At 64.7% G+C, this 15423-nt stretch carries 13 protein-coding genes; 5 read left to right on the top strand and 8 right to left on the bottom strand.

Annotated elements, in window-relative coordinates; genetic code table 11:
- Positions 1-81: 81 nt before the first annotated feature.
- Positions 82-1722 (top strand): acyl-CoA dehydrogenase family protein, encoded by a 1641-nt coding sequence (locus EI983_RS10920; protein WP_157707427.1) that lies wholly within the window; start codon positions 82-84, stop codon positions 1720-1722.
- A gap of 125 nt (positions 1723-1847) precedes the next feature.
- Here the strand turns inward: EI983_RS10920 and EI983_RS10915 are convergent, their stop codons facing one another.
- The 5 genes from EI983_RS10915 to EI983_RS10895 form a co-directional block, all read right to left on the bottom strand.
- Positions 1848-2741, bottom strand: coding sequence for a fructose bisphosphate aldolase (locus EI983_RS10915; RefSeq protein ID WP_157707426.1), 894 nt, complete (start codon positions 2739-2741; stop codon positions 1848-1850).
- A gap of 104 nt (positions 2742-2845) precedes the next feature.
- Positions 2846-3622, bottom strand: a complete 777-nt coding sequence (locus tag EI983_RS10910) for an SDR family NAD(P)-dependent oxidoreductase (protein WP_157707425.1) — start codon at positions 3620-3622, stop codon at positions 2846-2848.
- An 86-nt stretch (positions 3623-3708) separates the two neighbouring features.
- Positions 3709-5298, bottom strand: a complete 1590-nt coding sequence (locus EI983_RS10905; RefSeq protein ID WP_157707424.1) for a hypothetical protein — start codon at positions 5296-5298, stop codon at positions 3709-3711.
- A 132-nt stretch (positions 5299-5430) separates the two neighbouring features.
- Entirely contained in the window at positions 5431-6996 is a 1566-nt protein-coding gene (locus EI983_RS10900) for an inorganic phosphate transporter (protein ID WP_157707423.1), read from the bottom strand.
- Positions 6997-7254: 258 nt separating this feature from the next.
- On the bottom strand, positions 7255-8439 hold the full coding sequence (locus EI983_RS10895; RefSeq protein ID WP_157707422.1) for a phosphoglycerate kinase: 1185 nt from the start codon (positions 8437-8439) through the stop codon (positions 7255-7257).
- Positions 8440-8568: 129 nt separating this feature from the next.
- Between EI983_RS10895 and EI983_RS10890 the strand changes: the two genes are divergently transcribed.
- From EI983_RS10890 to EI983_RS10875, 4 genes are all read left to right on the top strand, one after another.
- Complete coding sequence (locus EI983_RS10890) at positions 8569-9075, top strand: peptidylprolyl isomerase (protein ID WP_157707421.1); 507 nt, start codon at positions 8569-8571, stop codon at positions 9073-9075.
- Positions 9068-9616, top strand: coding sequence for a peptidylprolyl isomerase (locus EI983_RS10885; protein WP_157707420.1), 549 nt, complete (start codon positions 9068-9070; stop codon positions 9614-9616). Before EI983_RS10890 ends, EI983_RS10885 begins: the two co-directional genes overlap by 8 nt.
- Positions 9613-10395: a DUF4336 domain-containing protein gene (locus tag EI983_RS10880; protein WP_157707419.1), complete on the top strand. Its 783-nt coding sequence runs from the start codon at positions 9613-9615 to the stop codon at positions 10393-10395. Before EI983_RS10885 ends, EI983_RS10880 begins: the two co-directional genes overlap by 4 nt.
- Before the next feature lie 98 nt (positions 10396-10493).
- On the top strand, positions 10494-11468 hold the full coding sequence (locus tag EI983_RS10875; RefSeq protein ID WP_157707418.1) for a DUF3179 domain-containing protein: 975 nt from the start codon (positions 10494-10496) through the stop codon (positions 11466-11468).
- A gap of 168 nt (positions 11469-11636) precedes the next feature.
- Here EI983_RS10875 and EI983_RS10870 read toward each other — a convergent pair whose 3' ends face one another.
- The 3 genes from EI983_RS10870 to EI983_RS10860 form a co-directional block, all read right to left on the bottom strand.
- Entirely contained in the window at positions 11637-13178 is a 1542-nt protein-coding gene (locus EI983_RS10870) for a trimethylamine methyltransferase family protein (RefSeq protein WP_157707417.1), read from the bottom strand.
- A 264-nt stretch (positions 13179-13442) separates the two neighbouring features.
- The gene (locus EI983_RS10865; RefSeq protein WP_157707416.1) at positions 13443-14228 is read right to left on the bottom strand and encodes an AAA family ATPase; all 786 of its coding nucleotides are present in this window, start codon (positions 14226-14228) and stop codon (positions 13443-13445) included.
- Positions 14229-14231: 3 nt separating this feature from the next.
- The gene (locus EI983_RS10860) at positions 14232-15407 is read right to left on the bottom strand and encodes a pyridoxal phosphate-dependent aminotransferase (RefSeq protein ID WP_157707415.1); all 1176 of its coding nucleotides are present in this window, start codon (positions 15405-15407) and stop codon (positions 14232-14234) included.
- Positions 15408-15423: the final 16 nt, after the last annotated feature.

Genomic DNA, 15423 nt, shown 5'->3' with positions numbered 1-15423 from the left:
GCACAGCCGCGCGGCTTTGTGAATCCCCTTTTGCTCACAATGGATTGAAGGGTAGGGTGATGGGCAAGAGGAGAGTCTTTGATGTCACACACGCCGCCCCGCACGCGCCTGCCGACCCACAGCGTGACCAACCAGCCGGAGGCACGGGACGATGTCGACCTCTGGGCGGGGGATGTGGCGCTGCGAGAGCATGCGGCGGCGGTGAGTGCGGATGCGGAACGCCTGTCCGGATACGGCGCGACACTGGGCGCATCTGAGATGCGAGAGGCCGGTCGGCTGGCCCAAAGGCAGCGCCCCGAGGCGGTTCTCTTTGATGCGGGGGGCCGGCGGCTGGACGAGGTGCGTTTCCATCCGGCCTATCATCAGCTGATGCAGGCGGGTATCGGGGCGGGCTATGCCGCGTTGCCCTGGGAGGGGCGCAAGGGCGGGCACGCCACCCATGCGGCGATGGTCTATCTGACCACGCAGGTGGAGCCGGGGGTGTGCTGCCCGATGACGATGACCTATGCCGCCGTGCCTGCCCTGAAGGCCAGCCCGGCGCTGTTCGAGACCTGGGTGCCGAAGCTGACAGCGCGGGTCTATGACGGAGGCGTGAAGCCGCTGGCGCGCAAGCCGGGGGCGACGATGGGCATGGCGATGACCGAAAAGCAGGGCGGTTCGGACCTGCGCGGCACCACCACGCGGGCGGCACGGGACGGCGACGCTTATCGGCTGAGCGGGCATAAATGGTTCTGCTCCGCGCCGATGTCGGACGGGTTTCTGACGCTGGCGCAGGCGCCGGGCGGGCTGACCTGTTTTCTGGTGCCGCGCTGGCTGGAGGGAGAGCGCAACGGCATCCAGATCCAGCGGCTGAAGGACAAGCTTGGCAACCACGCCAATGCCTCGGCCGAGATCGAGTATGTGGAGGCGCTGGCTTTTCCGGTCGGAGAAGAGGGGCGCGGCATCCGCACCATCCTCGATATGGTGCATCACACGCGGCTCGATACGGCCATGGCACCGGCGGGGCTGATGCGCGCGGCGCTGGATCACGCGCTGCACTGGGCGCGGCACCGCAGCGCCTTTGAGGCGCAGCTGATCGATCAGCCGCTGATGCGCGCCGTGCTGGCCGACCTGGCGCTCGATTGGGAAGGCACGCTGGCGCTGGGCCTGCGCGTGGCACAGGCCTTTGACACCGCTGGCGACGACGCCCGGGCCTTTGCTCGGCTTGCCGTGGCACTGGCCAAGTTCCTGGGCAACAAGCTGGCCCCGGGGCTCGTTTATGAGGCGATGGAGGCACTGGGCGGCATGGGATATGTGGAGGACACGCCCCTGCCGATGCTCTACCGCGAGGCGCCGCTCAACTCGATCTGGGAAGGGTCGGGCAATGTGATCTGCCTCGACATTCTGCGCACGCTGCGCACGGAGCCGCTGGCCGGGGAGGTGCTGAGCGCCGAGCTGGGCCGGGCAACGGGGCAGCTGCGCGGCTATGATCAGGCGCTACAGGCGCATATGGCACGGTTCCCGACATTGCCGGAGGAGGGCCTGGCGCGCTGGTATGCCGAGAGCCTCGCCCGGCTGCTGACGGCGTCGGTGCTGATCCGTCAGGCCCCGGCGGCGCTGGCGGATGGGTATGTGAAAACCCGCCTTATGGGCGAGCGGGGCAGCGTTGCGGGGGCCGTGGCCGGGCTGGACGAGGTGGGCATTCTGGCGCGGCTCGACGGGGGGGATCCGGGCGGGGGGTGATGCGGACCGGGGGTGATCTGGCGGAGTGGCTGCGCCACGCTCAGGGAAATGTGTTCAGGCCACGCAGGCCTTGGGGGCGCTGCCCCCAAACCCCCGGAGTATTTTCGGAACAATGAAAGCGGTGATCAGCCAGCGACAGAGGCGGCGCGGATGTCGTCGATGGTCGCGGAGATGGTGGCGTTGAACTCATCGTCCGATTGCTGGGCCGAGAGACCCTCGGTCAGCGCGCGGGAGAAGCTGGCGATCATGCCGGTGTTCTGCGCCAGCCGCGCATTGGCCTCTTCGCGCGAGTAGCCGCCGGAAAGGGCGACGACGCGCATCACGCGCGGGTGCTCGACCAACGGTTTGTAGTGGTTGGCCATCTCGGGGAGGGTCAGTTTGAGCATGACCTGCTTGTCGTCGGGCAGGGCGTCGAGATGTTTCAGGATCTCGTCGCGCAGCAGGTTTTCGGCGTCGGCCTTGTCGGCGATGGTGATGGTCACCTCCGGCTCGATGATGGGAACAAGGCCGTGGCCGAGAATCTGCGCGCCCACCTCGAATTGCTGCGCCACCACGGCGGCGATGCCCGAGGGGGAGGCGGCGTCGATCACCGAGCGCATCTTGGTGCCGAAGATGCCTGCTGCCACGGCGCGTTCAAGCAAGGCATCGAGATCGGGCATGGGTTTCATCAGGCGGACGCCGTCGGCGTCGTCGGCCAGACCCTTGTCGACCTTCAGGAAGGGGACGACGCCGCGCTCTTCCCAGAGGAACTGCGCCGAGGGTTTGCCGCCAATCTCACGGTCCATGGTCATCTCGAACAGGATCGCGCCGATCACCTTGTCGCCGGTAAAGGCGGGCGCTGTGGCGATGCGGGCCCGCATGGCGTGGATGAGGTCGAACATCTCGGCCTCGGAGCTGTAGGCGTCTTCCTCGATCCCGTAGAGCTTGAGCGCCTTGGGCGTGGAGCCGCCGGACTGATCGAGGGCCGCCACAAAGCCTTTGCCATCGCGCATCTGTGCTGCCTGTTGTTCTTTCGACATGGTGCCCCCGCTCAAGTGCAAATCATCCGTTCCGCCCGCTTCTAGGGGAGGGCGCGCGGGGTTGCAATTGTGGTGGCGCTAACAGGTTGCGGTGTGTGGAAAAGTCAGCTTTTGCCCATCACTTTCGAGGCGATGAAGGTGACAAGGGGGCGCGGGGCGATGCGCGGCGAGGTCGCGAAAAACTTGTTCATGAGGCCCGGCACCACAAGCCGCTTGCCGCGCTTGGCAGCGTCCCATCCGGCCTGCGCCACGGGGCGCGCGGCCATCGGTCTGGCCAGTTTCAGCAGGCCGATACCGTGCATGTCGGCATCGTCGAAGAAATTCGTCGCCGTGGCGCCCGGGCAGAGGGCCGTGACGGTGACACCGGTGCCGTTCAGTTCCGTGGTGACTGCCTCGGAGAGCGACAGCACATAGGCCTTGGTGGCGTGATAGACGGCCATGTTTGGCCCTGGCATGAAGGCGGCGGTGGAGGCGACATTCAGGATATGCCCGCCCCCTGCGGCCTGCATATGCGGGATGGCCTGTTTCATCAGCGCGGTGAGGCTGACCATGTTGACGTTGATCGAGCTGAGCTCGCGCGCCCAGTCCTGTCCATCGCCGAAATCGCCGTGCCGTCCGAGCCCGGCATTGTTGACCAGCATGTCAATCCGACGCCCGTCGCTGGCCTTGTCCCAGAGGGTGCTTGCCTGATCGGGGTGCGACAGGTCCGCCGGGATCACCTCGATCTGCACGCTGTTGGAACGCAGCTCATCAGCCAGCGCGTTCAGTTTGTCCTCAGAACGCGCGGTCAGGATCAGGTTGCGCCCCTCGGCGGCGGCGATACGGGCAAATTCGACGCCCAAACCCTCCGAGGCGCCGGTGATCAGTGTCCAGTTTGGCATGACATCCCCTTTTGTGGACCCTTGTAACACATGAAAAAACCCGCAAGGCAAGCGGGCCTGGCGGGTTTTCACAGGGTTTTGTGTGCTTACTCGCTGCGCAGGAAGCGCGTGGCGAGATCTTCGGCAATCCAGTCGCCTAGCGCCTGCTGCTGCGTGGCGATGCGCAGATCGGACCAGAGCGCATCCACCGCCTCGCCGCGATTGGCAAAGCGGGCCTCGATATCCTCGCGCAGGGGCTGGGCGCCGATATCGCCCGCGGCTTCGGCGATGAGCGCGAAGTAATAGGCCTGACGGTAGTTGCGCGGGGCCCCGAGGCCGGTGAAATGCGCAAGGGCCAGTTCGCGCACGGCGCGGATGTCGGCGCCGTCGGGCAGGGCCGCATAGCCGGGGCTGTGGGCGTCCTGCGCGGCGATGACCTCGCCGGTGGTCAGCTTGGCCTCGAGCGCGTCCAGGAGCGGCACGGCACCGGGCAGGCGGGCGGAACTGGCGGCGAGCGAATTGCGATAGGCCGAGGCCGGATCGATCGTGAGCTGCGCACGGGCGGTGAGCAGCGCGGCTCGCGCGGCTTCGTCCGTGCCGTCGCCCAGCAACGGGGCGAGCAGGTCCGGCACCAGCCCTTCGGCCTTGGGCACGCCCGCGCCCGCCAGCAGCGCCTGCGCCAGTTCCAGCCTTTCCGGCCCGCTGAGATCACCGTTGATCCGCGCCAGCAGGGCAGGGTCCAGCAGGTCCGATTGCGCCCGCGGCGCGGTGCGGGCATCCGGCGCCAGCGCCTGCAGCAGCTCTTCGGGGGTCTCATAGACATCCGGCTCCAGCACGATCCCCGAGGCGGGCAGCTGCGCCTCGATGGTGATCTCGCCCGGATCGCGAATGAACTCGGCCACATGTTCCATCAGATCGTCGATGAAGTTGCGCTCGGTCGCGGTCAGGGCGCGGGTGCCGTTGTTGCTGAGCATGTTGGTCAGCTCTTCGGTGCCAAGGCCCTGGATCACCTCCGGCTGGCGCAGGTTTTCGGGGATCTGGGACGACAGGCGTTCCCATCCGCCCGTGTCCTGAATGCCGAGTACGGCCTTGCGCACCCGAATGGCCGGATCGCCCGGAGTGCCGTATTCATTGAGCCGGGGCAGGATCGCGCCCGCGGTGGCCAGGTCGATCGTCAGCATGTTGTTGATGGCGGCAGAGCCGTTGGTGCGGATTTCGCCGGTGCCGTGAACATAATCCACTTCCATGGCAAGCCGGTCGAGCTCGACCTCGTTATAGCCTGCCGCGCGCATCGCCAGGCCCAGCTCGCGCGGGACACAGGCGATGTTGGCCTTGGCCCCGATCATGGTGACCGACGCGTTCGAGGCCGACAGGTCCGGGCGGAACTTGCCCAGGTCAAAGCCCGCGCGCTGGATCGTGATCTCGCATTGGCGGGCGCGGTCATAGGGCAGTTGCGGGCGCAGGGTGACGCCCGAGAGCGAAACCGTGCCGCGCATGATGTCGGTGGAAAGATGTTCATACTCCACCTCCATCACCGTGCGCAGGGCCGAAATGGAGAGGCTGGCGACGGATTCAGCGACACGGTCGGGGGTGATCACGTCAAGAATACCGGGCTTTGGATCGCCCTCGGCCGCGACAGGGGCGGCGAGGGTCAGGCCAAGGCAAGATGCAAGAAGGGCAGATTTCAAATGGCGCATGAGGCTAATCCTTTTCGAAGGTCTATCAGATCAAGATAGGAACGCGGCCAGGCGATCCGGAGTCAGGAAAACCATACCCTGGCCAAACAAGGACACGACAAGCTGCCCGGAGCCGCCCTGCCTGCCAGTCCCTCAAGGCAGCATGATCCCGCGGATCATGAAGAAGAACATCGCGGCCAGCATCCCGGCAAGCGGCACGGTGATGACCCAGGCTGCTGCAATGCGCACCAGCAGGGCGCGCTTGACCAGTTCGACACGATGCACCCGGCCCAGTCCACGGCGTTCGCGTTTGCCCAGAAGCCGGTCTTCGGCTTGTTGGTTCTTCATATTTTGAAGCATTTCGCCCTTTGTGGCAACGTCGGCCGCTTCAAACTTCTCAAGGAAGGCGTCCACGGCGGCGGGATCGAGATCAGCGTGATGATCGCGGATGTCCTGCAATGTTCGGGCATAGCTCGACTTGATGTATTCGCGCAGGAAGCCGACACCAAAGACGCCCCCAACGGCGATGTGGGTGGAGCTGACGGGCAGGCCAAGCTGCGAGGCGATGATCACCGTGATCGCCGCCGCCAGCGCGATGCAATAGGCCCGCATCTTGTCGAGTTCGGTGATTTCACTGCCCACCGTCCGGATCAGTTTCGGCCCATAGAGCGCAAGGCCAAGGGAGATGCCGATGGCCCCGACGGCCATGACCCAGAGCGGGATCGCCGCCTTGGAGGCCACGCCGCCGCCGATGATCGCCTCGTTGATCCCGGCAAGCGGGCCCACCGCATTGGCCACGTCATTGGCGCCATGAGCAAAGCTCAGAAGGGCTGCCGCAAAGATGAGCGGAATGGTGAACAGATCGTTGACGCTGGATTTGTGGTTGTCCATCGATTTGATCGCGCGCGTCACATAGGGGCGCATGATCACATAGGCGAGGGCCGCAACGGCGAACCCGATCACCAGAGCGGTGGGAAAATCCACCTTCACCAGTTTTTTCACACCTTTCAGCATCAGATAGGTGCCAAAGGCCCAGGCCATGATCGCGACGAGCAGGGGAACCATGCGTTGCGCGGCGGCAAGCACATCCGATTTGTATGTGATCGTGCGCTTGATGATGTAGAGGAATCCGGCCGCAATCAGGCCGCCCAGCACCGGTGAGATGACCCAGCTTGCCGCGATCTTGCCAACCTGCGCCCAATCGGCGATGGCCCAGCCGCTTGCTGCGATGCCAGCCCCAAGCACGCCGCCCACAATCGAGTGCGTGGTGGAGACCGGCGCGCCGATTGCGGTTGCCACGTTCAGCCAGACAGCCGCAGCCAGAAGGGCGGCCATCATCAGCCAGATAAACGTATCGCGATTGGCGATCAGATCGGGGTCGATGATCCCTTTCTTGATCGTGCCCACCACATCACCCCCGGCGATCAGCGCGCCGCCCGCCTCGAAAAAGGCCGCGATAATGATGGCGCCGGTCAGGGTTATGGCGTGACTGCCCACCGCTGGCCCGACATTGTTGGCGACATCGTTGGCCCCGATATTCATGGCCATGTATCCGCCAATCATCGCGGCGATCACCAACAACACCCCGTCAACGCCCCCATCGGTGCGCACGATGGTAAACAGCATGATGCCAACGATGAAAATCAGCGCGGTTCCAAACCGAAACAGCTCTTCACGATTGACTTTCATCGCCGATTCAATGCGATCGGACTGCAGCATTTTTTCTCCCTCCCAGGCTGGTGCCGCATGATGAAATGCGACCCCATAATTTTAAAATCTCGGGAGGTTTCTCGCCATGACGTGGATCAAGGGGAGCCGGGTCTAACCGTTGTTTTCAAGCTCTGTTTGAGGGCGCGGCCCGCTTGCGCGCCCAGTTTGCGGGACGTGTCTGCATGCGTCGGCCCGCGCTGTGGACTGCCGGGGCCGGCGGGTGGGCGGGCCGTCTTGCCTTTTGTCTTGCGTGGTGGGTGCGCGCGCCTAAGCGCTCAGCGCCGCGACACCCGGCAGGGGCTTGCCTTCCATCCATTCCAGAAAGGCCCCGCCCGCGGTGGAGATATAGGTGAAATCCTCCGCCGCGCCCGCCTGGTTGAGGGCCGCGACCGTGTCGCCGCCGCCGGCGACCGAAATCAGCTTGCCTTCGCGGCTGAGCTGTGCGGCGTGGGTTGCCGCCGCGTTGGTCGCCGCATCGAAAGGGTCAATCTCGAAGGCGCCAAGGGGGCCGTTCCAGATCAGCGTATTGGCCGCGTCAAGCGCAGCATTCACCCGTGCGACCGAGGCAGGCCCGGCATCGAGGATCATCGCATCCTCGGGGCAGGCATGGGCGGGCAGGACCTCATGCGCGGCCCCGGCCTTGAACTCGCGGGCCACGACCACGTCGGCGGGCAGGATGATCTCGCAGCCCGCCGCGCCCGCCTTGGTCATGATCTCGCGGGCGGTGCCGGTCATGTCATGCTCGCACAGCGACTTGCCCACACCCAAACCCTGCGCGGCAAGGAATGTGTTGGCCATCCCGCCGCCGATCACCAGCGCGTTCACCTTCTCCACCAGATTGCCCAGCAGGTCGAGCTTGGTCGACACTTTCGCGCCGCCCACCACCGCCAGAACCGGGCGTTTGGGCGTGCCAAGCGCTGCCTCCAGCGCTTCGAGTTCGGCCTGCATCAGCCGGCCGGCGCAGGAGGGCAGGTGATGCGCCACGCCTTCCGTGCTGGCATGGGCCCGGTGGGCGGCGGAAAAGGCATCGTTGCAATAGACATCGCCCAGCCCCGCGAGGCGCTTGGCGAACTCGGGGTCATTGGCCTCTTCGCCGGGATAAAACCGGATGTTTTCCAGCAGCAGGACATCGGCCGCGCGGGCCTCGTCGGTGAGGTTTTCGGCACCGTCCAGCGTCTCGATCAGGCGCACGGATTTACCAAGGGCCGCCTCCAGCGCCGGCAGCACCACGCGCAGGGACATATCCAGAACCACCTTGCCCTTGGGCCGCCCGAAATGCGCGATCAGCATCGGTTTGCCCCCCTTGGCGAGGATGTCGTTGATCGTGGGCACGATCCGGTCGATGCGCGTGGTATCGGACACACGCCCGTCTTCCACCGGTACGTTGATATCGACACGGGTCAGCACCCGCTTGCCGTCCAGATCCATGTCATCCAGCGTGTTCCAGCCCATCGCGCGCCCTCCTCGGTGCCGTCTCGCGCTCCTATTGGCGCGAACCGGCTGGGGCGTCAACCGCTCGCTCTTGGCATTCTGTCGCATTGGCCTTACCTATCGAGCCAACGGATGACAAAGGAGTGCCACATGGCCGAGATCAAAGACCCCGAAAACACCATTCTGATGGAGCTGAAAGACGGCACCGTCACCATCGAGCTTCTGCCCGATGTGGCCCCGGGCCATTGCGCGCGGATGAAAGAGCTGGCGCGCGCCGGAGCCTATGACAATGTCTGCTTTCACCGGGTGATCGACGGCTTCATGGCCCAGACCGGCGACGTGGCGCATGGCAACATGGAAAACAACTTCAACATCGGGCGCGCAGGCACGGGCGGGTCGGACCTGCCGAACCTGAAGGCCGAGTTCTCCAAGCTGCCGCATGACCGGGGCACGCTGGGGGCGGCGCGCAGCCAGATGCCCGATTCCGCCAACAGCCAGTTCTTCATCAACTTCAAGGACAATCATTTCCTGAACGGGCAATATACGGTCTATGGCCGTGTGATCTCGGGGATGGAGCATGTGGATGCGATCACCCGTGGCGAGCCGCCAATGAACCCCGACCGGATGATTTCGATGAAGGTGGCAGCCGATGTATAAGCTCGCCGCAGCGTTCGCTTTGCTCGCCAGCCCGGCGCTGGCCACCGGTCTTCAGATCGAGGTCGAGGGCGAGGCCAACGGCACGATTACCATCGACCTGCTGGAGGATGTGGCCCCTGGTCATGCCGCGCAAATCGCGGCGCTGGCCGAAGAGGGGGCCTATGACGGGGTTGTGTTTCACCGGGTGATCGATGGCTTCATGGCCCAGACGGGCGATGTGGAGTTTGGCAAGATCGACGGTGGCAACATGGCTTATGCGGGCCGCGGCGGAAGTTCGAAGCCGGACCTGAAGGCCGAGTTCTCGGACGTGCCGTTTGACCGTGGCGTGGTCGGCATGGCCCGGTCGCAGAACCCGAACTCGGCCAACAGCCAGTTCTTCATCATGTTTGCCGAAGGCCATTTCCTGAACGGGCAATATACCGTTGTGGGCCGCGTGACCGACGGCATGGACGTGGTGGACGCCATCAAGCGCGGCACCGGGCAAAACGGCGCCGTCGTGGGCCGCCCGGATGTGATGAAAACGGTGACTGTGACCGAATGACGACCGGCTATGAGCCCCTCAATACACTCAAGCCAGTGGCCGAGGGGCTCTGGATCATCGACGGCCCGGCGGTCAGAAGCTTTGGCTTTCCCTTTTCCACCCGCGCCACGGTGGTGCGGCTGGAAACAGGCGAGCTTTGGGTGCATTCGCCGACAGAGCTGACCGCCAGCCTGCGCGCTGAACTGGACGCGCTTGGCCCGGTGAGGCATCTGATCGCGCCCAACCAGATCCATTTCGTGCATGTCAACGCCTGGGTGGAGGCCTATCCCGGTGCCACCTTCTGGGCGGCGCCGGATGTGCATGCCCGCGCCGCTAAGAATGGCCTGCACCTGCCCGAGGCGACCCCGCTTGCCTGGGACCGGGCAGAAGCACCGTGGCAGGGCCAGCTTGATCAGCTGATCGTGCGTGGCAGCTCTTTTCACAAGGAGGCGGTGTTTTTCCACCGCGTCAGCCGGACGCTTATCGTCACGGATCTGATCGAGGCCTTCGACACCGCCAAACTGCCCGCCCATTGCCGCCCGTTTGTCTGGCTCAACGGGATCGATAACACCGACGGCAAGATGCCGCCGCTTCTGCGCTGGACCTACAAGAACAAGGCGGCGCTGGCCGAGGATATCGAGACCCTGGTCGGTTGGGCTCCGAGGCGCATTATCCTGGCGCATGGCGATTGCTATGACGCGAACGGGGCGGCCGAATTGCAACGCGCCTTCCGCAAGTTGCTGAACGCCCGGGCCTGGGAAAAGACGGTGGACGAAATCAAGGCGCGCGAAAACAGGTGAGGCGGGGCCTCTCGCGTTTTCACAATTGCGTGGATCGGGTGGCCAAAGGTGGGCGATACGGCGCATCATGGCGCTGCCTTGCCGAGGAGTGCCGCCTCATGATCCGTCTCATGTCCGTTTTTGTCGCCCTGATCTGCCTTGGCGTGTGGAATGCCCCCGCGCAGGCCGATCCCGAATTCTGGAAGCATGAATGGCCTGAGACCAATTTCGGGAAAACCAGCGTGGGCAACTGGGTCGAGATCCTCTCCGGCGGGCCGCCGAAGGATGGTATTCCGGCCATTGACGGGCCGGTATTCATCGCCGCAGGGGATGAGACAGGGATCGACGGGAGGGAGCCGGTGATCACGGTGGAGCTGGGCGGGCCGCCCCGCGCCTATCCGATCCGATACCTGACCTGGCATGAAATCGTGAATGACGAAGTTGCGGGCATGCCCGTGGCGGTGACCTTCTGCCCGTTGTGCAACTCGGCCATGGTGTTTGACCGGCGCACAAAACACGGCACGCTGAGCTTTGGTGTGTCGGGCAAGCTGCGCAACTCGGATATGGTGATGTATGACCGCCAGACCGAAAGCTGGTGGCAGCAGGCCACGGCGGAGGCGATCGTGGGCGACCTGACCGGCACCACGCTTATGCAGCTGCCGAGCTGGATGGAAAGCTGGGATCAGTTTCGCGAAAGAAACCCCGACGGGCTGGTGATGGCCGAGCCGGATTTTCCACGCCGCTATGGGCAAAACCCCTATCGCGGGTACGACAGCCTGACCAAACCGTTCCTCTATAACGGAGAAAACCCGCCGCATGGCATCCCGCCGCTGGTGCGCGTCGTGCGTGTGGGGGCGCGCGCCTGGCCGCTGACGCGGCTGCGCGAGGCGGGCCGCATCAGCGAGGCCGGTGTCGTACTGTCATGGGAGGCGGGCCAGGCCTCAGCGCTCGATACCAGCCGGATTGCTTCGGGCAAGGATGTGGGCACGGTGCGCGTGCGCGACGATCAGGGCCGCGATGTGCCGCATGATCTGCTCTTTGCCTTTGCGTTTCACGCCTTCTGGCCCGACGGCGCCTGGATGCTGGGAAACTGACCGCTCGCCGCGCTCTTGCGTGCGCGTCTCGCATTGGGCGCGCGTTTGGCCGACGATGTCTATGCGGTGCCTGCGGGACGCCTCCGGCGGGAGTATTTTTGGAACAATGAAAGGGGGCTCGCCCATGATTTCATCGTTCTTCAAATACTCGAAAGCCGCCCTGTGGGATCAGCCCGCCGTCAGGTGGATGTTGAACTTCCGCCGGATTTCGGCATCCAGAACCGGGTTGAAGCGCGCACGCGAGCGTTCGGCGAGGATTTCCTCTTTTCGGGCAATCGCCTTTTCAATCAGGTCCGGCTTGCCTTTTTCCGCCCATTCTTTCGGCGACATCCGGTCTCCGAGCGCGGGGTAGACGTAATCCGACTGCATCCGGGCCAGGGTTTGTTCGGTGCCGAGGTAATGGCCGGGGCCCTCGAGACAGACCGAGCGGATCTGGTCAAGCGCCAGGGTCACGTCATCCACCTCGATCCCGCGCACGACGCGCTGGGCGTGGCCGATGAGGTCATCTCCGAGGATCAGGCTTTCGTGGCAGAAGCCCAGCAGCGACGCATGCATGCCGGCCGCCTCGTAGACCATGTTCACGCCCGCGAGGCCGGCAGTGACATTGGTGCACATCTGCTCCCATCCGGCCTGCATGTCGGGCAGCTTGCTGTCCGAGGCGCCTGCCGCCGCGCCGCCGGGCACGCCGTAGAACTGATGCATCTGTGCACAGCCTGCCGTCAGCAGCGCCTGCTCGGCAGAGCCGATGGACATCGCACCGGTGCGCAGGTCGAGCCCGAAGGGCCAGGTGCCGAAAATCGCCGGGTGCCCGGGTTTCACCGCGTTCACATATACCAGCCCCGCCAGGCATTCGGCGCAGGATTGCGCGATGGCGCCTGCCACGGTCGAGGGGGTCGTGGCCCCGGCCATGCCCGCCGACAGCAGCAGCACCGGCATCCCGCCCCTGATGCATTCCTCCATCACCAGGCAGCTTTCGGTGGCGAATTTCATCGGCGGGACGACGAAGCAGTTGGAATTGCTCATGAAAGGCCGTTCGCGCCATTTATCCTCGCCGCCGGCGATCATATGCAGCATCTCGAAGGCGGGCGGCACATGATGTGGCTCGGTGAAGGACGTGCCGATATGTTTCATCGTGCCCGAGACGGTGGCATAGACCGTGTTCAGGTCCATCTCCATGTTGTCGGTGATGTCGCGGCAGACCATCGGCCGTTGCAGGAAGTGGATATTGTCGAGCACATCGGTGATCCGCGCGGCGTCATGCAGGTCCTGCACCGTGCTCTCGCGGTAGTTACGTCCTTTGACATCGACCATATGCACCGCGGCGCCGGCAGTCCCGTAATGCACCCGTGCGCCCGACAATGTCATGTCATGCCGGGGGTCGCGGGCAAAAAGCGTGATCTCGCGATTGGCCTTGGCGAGCATGTCTTCGACCAGCGCGCGCGGAAAACGGATGCGCCCGTCATCGCCAAGGATCGCCCCGGCGGCGGTCAGATATTCGATGCCCGATGGCGGCGCGTCCGCGAGGCCGATCTCCTCCAGCGCGGCAAGGGCGGTCTGGTGAATGCGTTCGATCCCCTCCGGCGAGAGGGGCTTGTAGACGCCGCCGGACATGCCGGGGCGAACGGAGCGCTGATCTTCGGCAGGGGCGGCGGCGCGCAGGGCTTGACGGGCGGCACGGCCACCGGAGCGGCGCGGGGAAGGGGCTGTCATATCGGGATGTCCTTGGTGGAGAAATGTCACAGAGAAGGCGGTACGAGCCCGTCAGGGCCTGCCACGCGCGGCCCGGCCTCTCTGAGCGCCGATCGTCAGGATGACGAGGCGAATCTTACAGCATGGCAACATGGCCAGTCTCCAGAAGTCTGCAGCAGACACTTGCGGCTCGGGCTGTGCAATTCTGTCCCGTTTGCGACGCATGGTCTGAAAACGACTTGAAAATGCGCATTCGGGTGCGAAGTCGATCCGCGCATGCCCTGGTCAGAAAGGGAGATCATCCGGGTGGGCTAGTGCCTCTTTGATGAATTCCTCAGGGTCTGTGGTAAAGGACTGGTAGAGCTTGAAATGAGCGCTCTGACGATAGTGGGATTCTGCCAGCCCGTGCCGGGTGATCTCCAGAAGCTGCGCCCCGGGCAAGGCCATCAGGATTGGCGAATGTGTGGCCAGGATCACCTGGGATGTCGCGGCCTGCTGTATCCCGTGAAGGATGCGCAAAAGCTCAAGCTGCCGCGTCGGTGACAAAGCGCTTTCGGGCTCGTCCATGAAATAGATGCCCTGCCGCGACATGCGCTCTTCGAAAAACCTGAGAAACCCCTCACCATGGCTCCAGGAAAGATAGTCAGGGGCCATTCCGCCGTACCGGATAGCCATCTCATCCTGATAGCGTGCGACCGAGAAGAAGCTCTCGGCCTTGAAGAACCAGCCATCGGTGATCTTGGGCAGCCAGCTTGCGCGCAAAACCTCGGCCAGCCCGGCGCCGCTCTTGTCGAGGGCGCCGGAATGATCGACCGGCCGGTAGCCTTTACCGCCGCCCGCCTCGTCATAGCCGCTCAGACTTGCGATGGCTTCGATCAGGGTGGATTTGCCGGTGCCGTTTTCCCCGAAGATGATGGTGACCGGCTGGGTAAATTGCAGCTCGAACGATTCCGGGCCAAGCCACGGCAGATCGAAGGGGTAGCCCGCGTGTTCGGCCAGCTTTTCAGGGCGGACACGCAGACGTTGCAGAAACGGCGCGGGCAGAGAGGTATCGGAGCGGCGGCGGGCCACGGGTTAGCCGGCGCGCTCGGCGGCTAAGGCCAGCAAGAGGCGCATGGCCTCTTCCAGTTGTGCGTCATCCACGGTGAGTGCGACGCGCAGATGCCCCGCCGCCGCCTTGCCGAAGCTTTCGCCCGGCATGACGGCCACGTGGTGTTTGTCGAGCAGGGCCTCGGCGAAGGCCTCGCCGCTCAGGCCGGTGGCGCGGATGTCGAGCATGACATACATTGTCCCGTCGGGCGGGATCGGGCGCACCACGTTCTGACCGTCGAGCAGCCGCAGTACAAGGTCGCGGCGGCGGCGGAAGGGGGCGGCGATGGTGGTTTCGAAACCTTCGCCCTGATCCAGAGCGAAGCTTGCCGCCTCCTGCACGAAGCCCGCCACCCCGTAGGTGGTGTTGGTCGCGAGATGCCCCATATGCTCCAGCGCTTCTTCCGGGCCGACCACCCAGCCGATGCGGCTGCCGGTCATGGCGTGGGATTTCGACAGCGAGCCGATGACCAGCGTGCGCTCGGCCATGCCGGGCAGGGCGCGCGGGGTGATATGGCGGCCATGCCAGAGCTGCGTGTCGTAAACCTCGTCGGAGATCAGCCAGAGGTCATGATCCTGACAGGTGCGGGCAATTCCCTCCATCGTTTCCTGCGAATAGGCCACACCGGTGGGGTTGTTGGGCGAATTGATCAGAAGCGAGGCGGCACCGTCCCCGGCGGCGGCCGCAATATCGGCGGCGTCGGGCTGAAACATGCGCTCGGCCCGGGCCAGCACCGGGACGGGCCGCGCCCCCACGCTGCGGATGGTGCCGGGATAGGTGGCATAGTAGGGATCGATGAAAAGCGCCCGGTCCCCCGGATCGCAGGCCGCCATATGCGTGGCGAACAGCCCGGCCTGACCGCCGGGCACGACCAGAACGTTATCGGGCGTCGTGGTGACGCCGGTGCGTTCACTGACACGCCGGGCGATCCGCTCGCGCAGGCCAGGGCTGCCGGAGCCGAAGGAATAGCCCGTGTGCCCCGCCAGCGTGGCCGCGTGCATCGCGTCGAGGATGGTCCGATCAGTCCTGACGTCATGTTCGCCAATGGTCAGGTGAATGACCTTCTGGCCCGCGCGCTCCATGTCGCGCGCTTTGATATAGATGCCCCAGCCATCCGAGCCGCCCGCGTTGATGCCGGTGATCCTGTCCGAAAGTTGCATCCCCTACCTCCTGAAG

The organism is Roseovarius faecimaris, assembly GCF_009762325.1.
In the GTDB taxonomy this organism is placed as follows: domain Bacteria; phylum Pseudomonadota; class Alphaproteobacteria; order Rhodobacterales; family Rhodobacteraceae; genus Roseovarius; species Roseovarius faecimaris.
The sequence above is the reverse complement of the archived record's forward strand: the minus strand, read 5'-3'. Positions and strand labels throughout refer to the sequence as shown.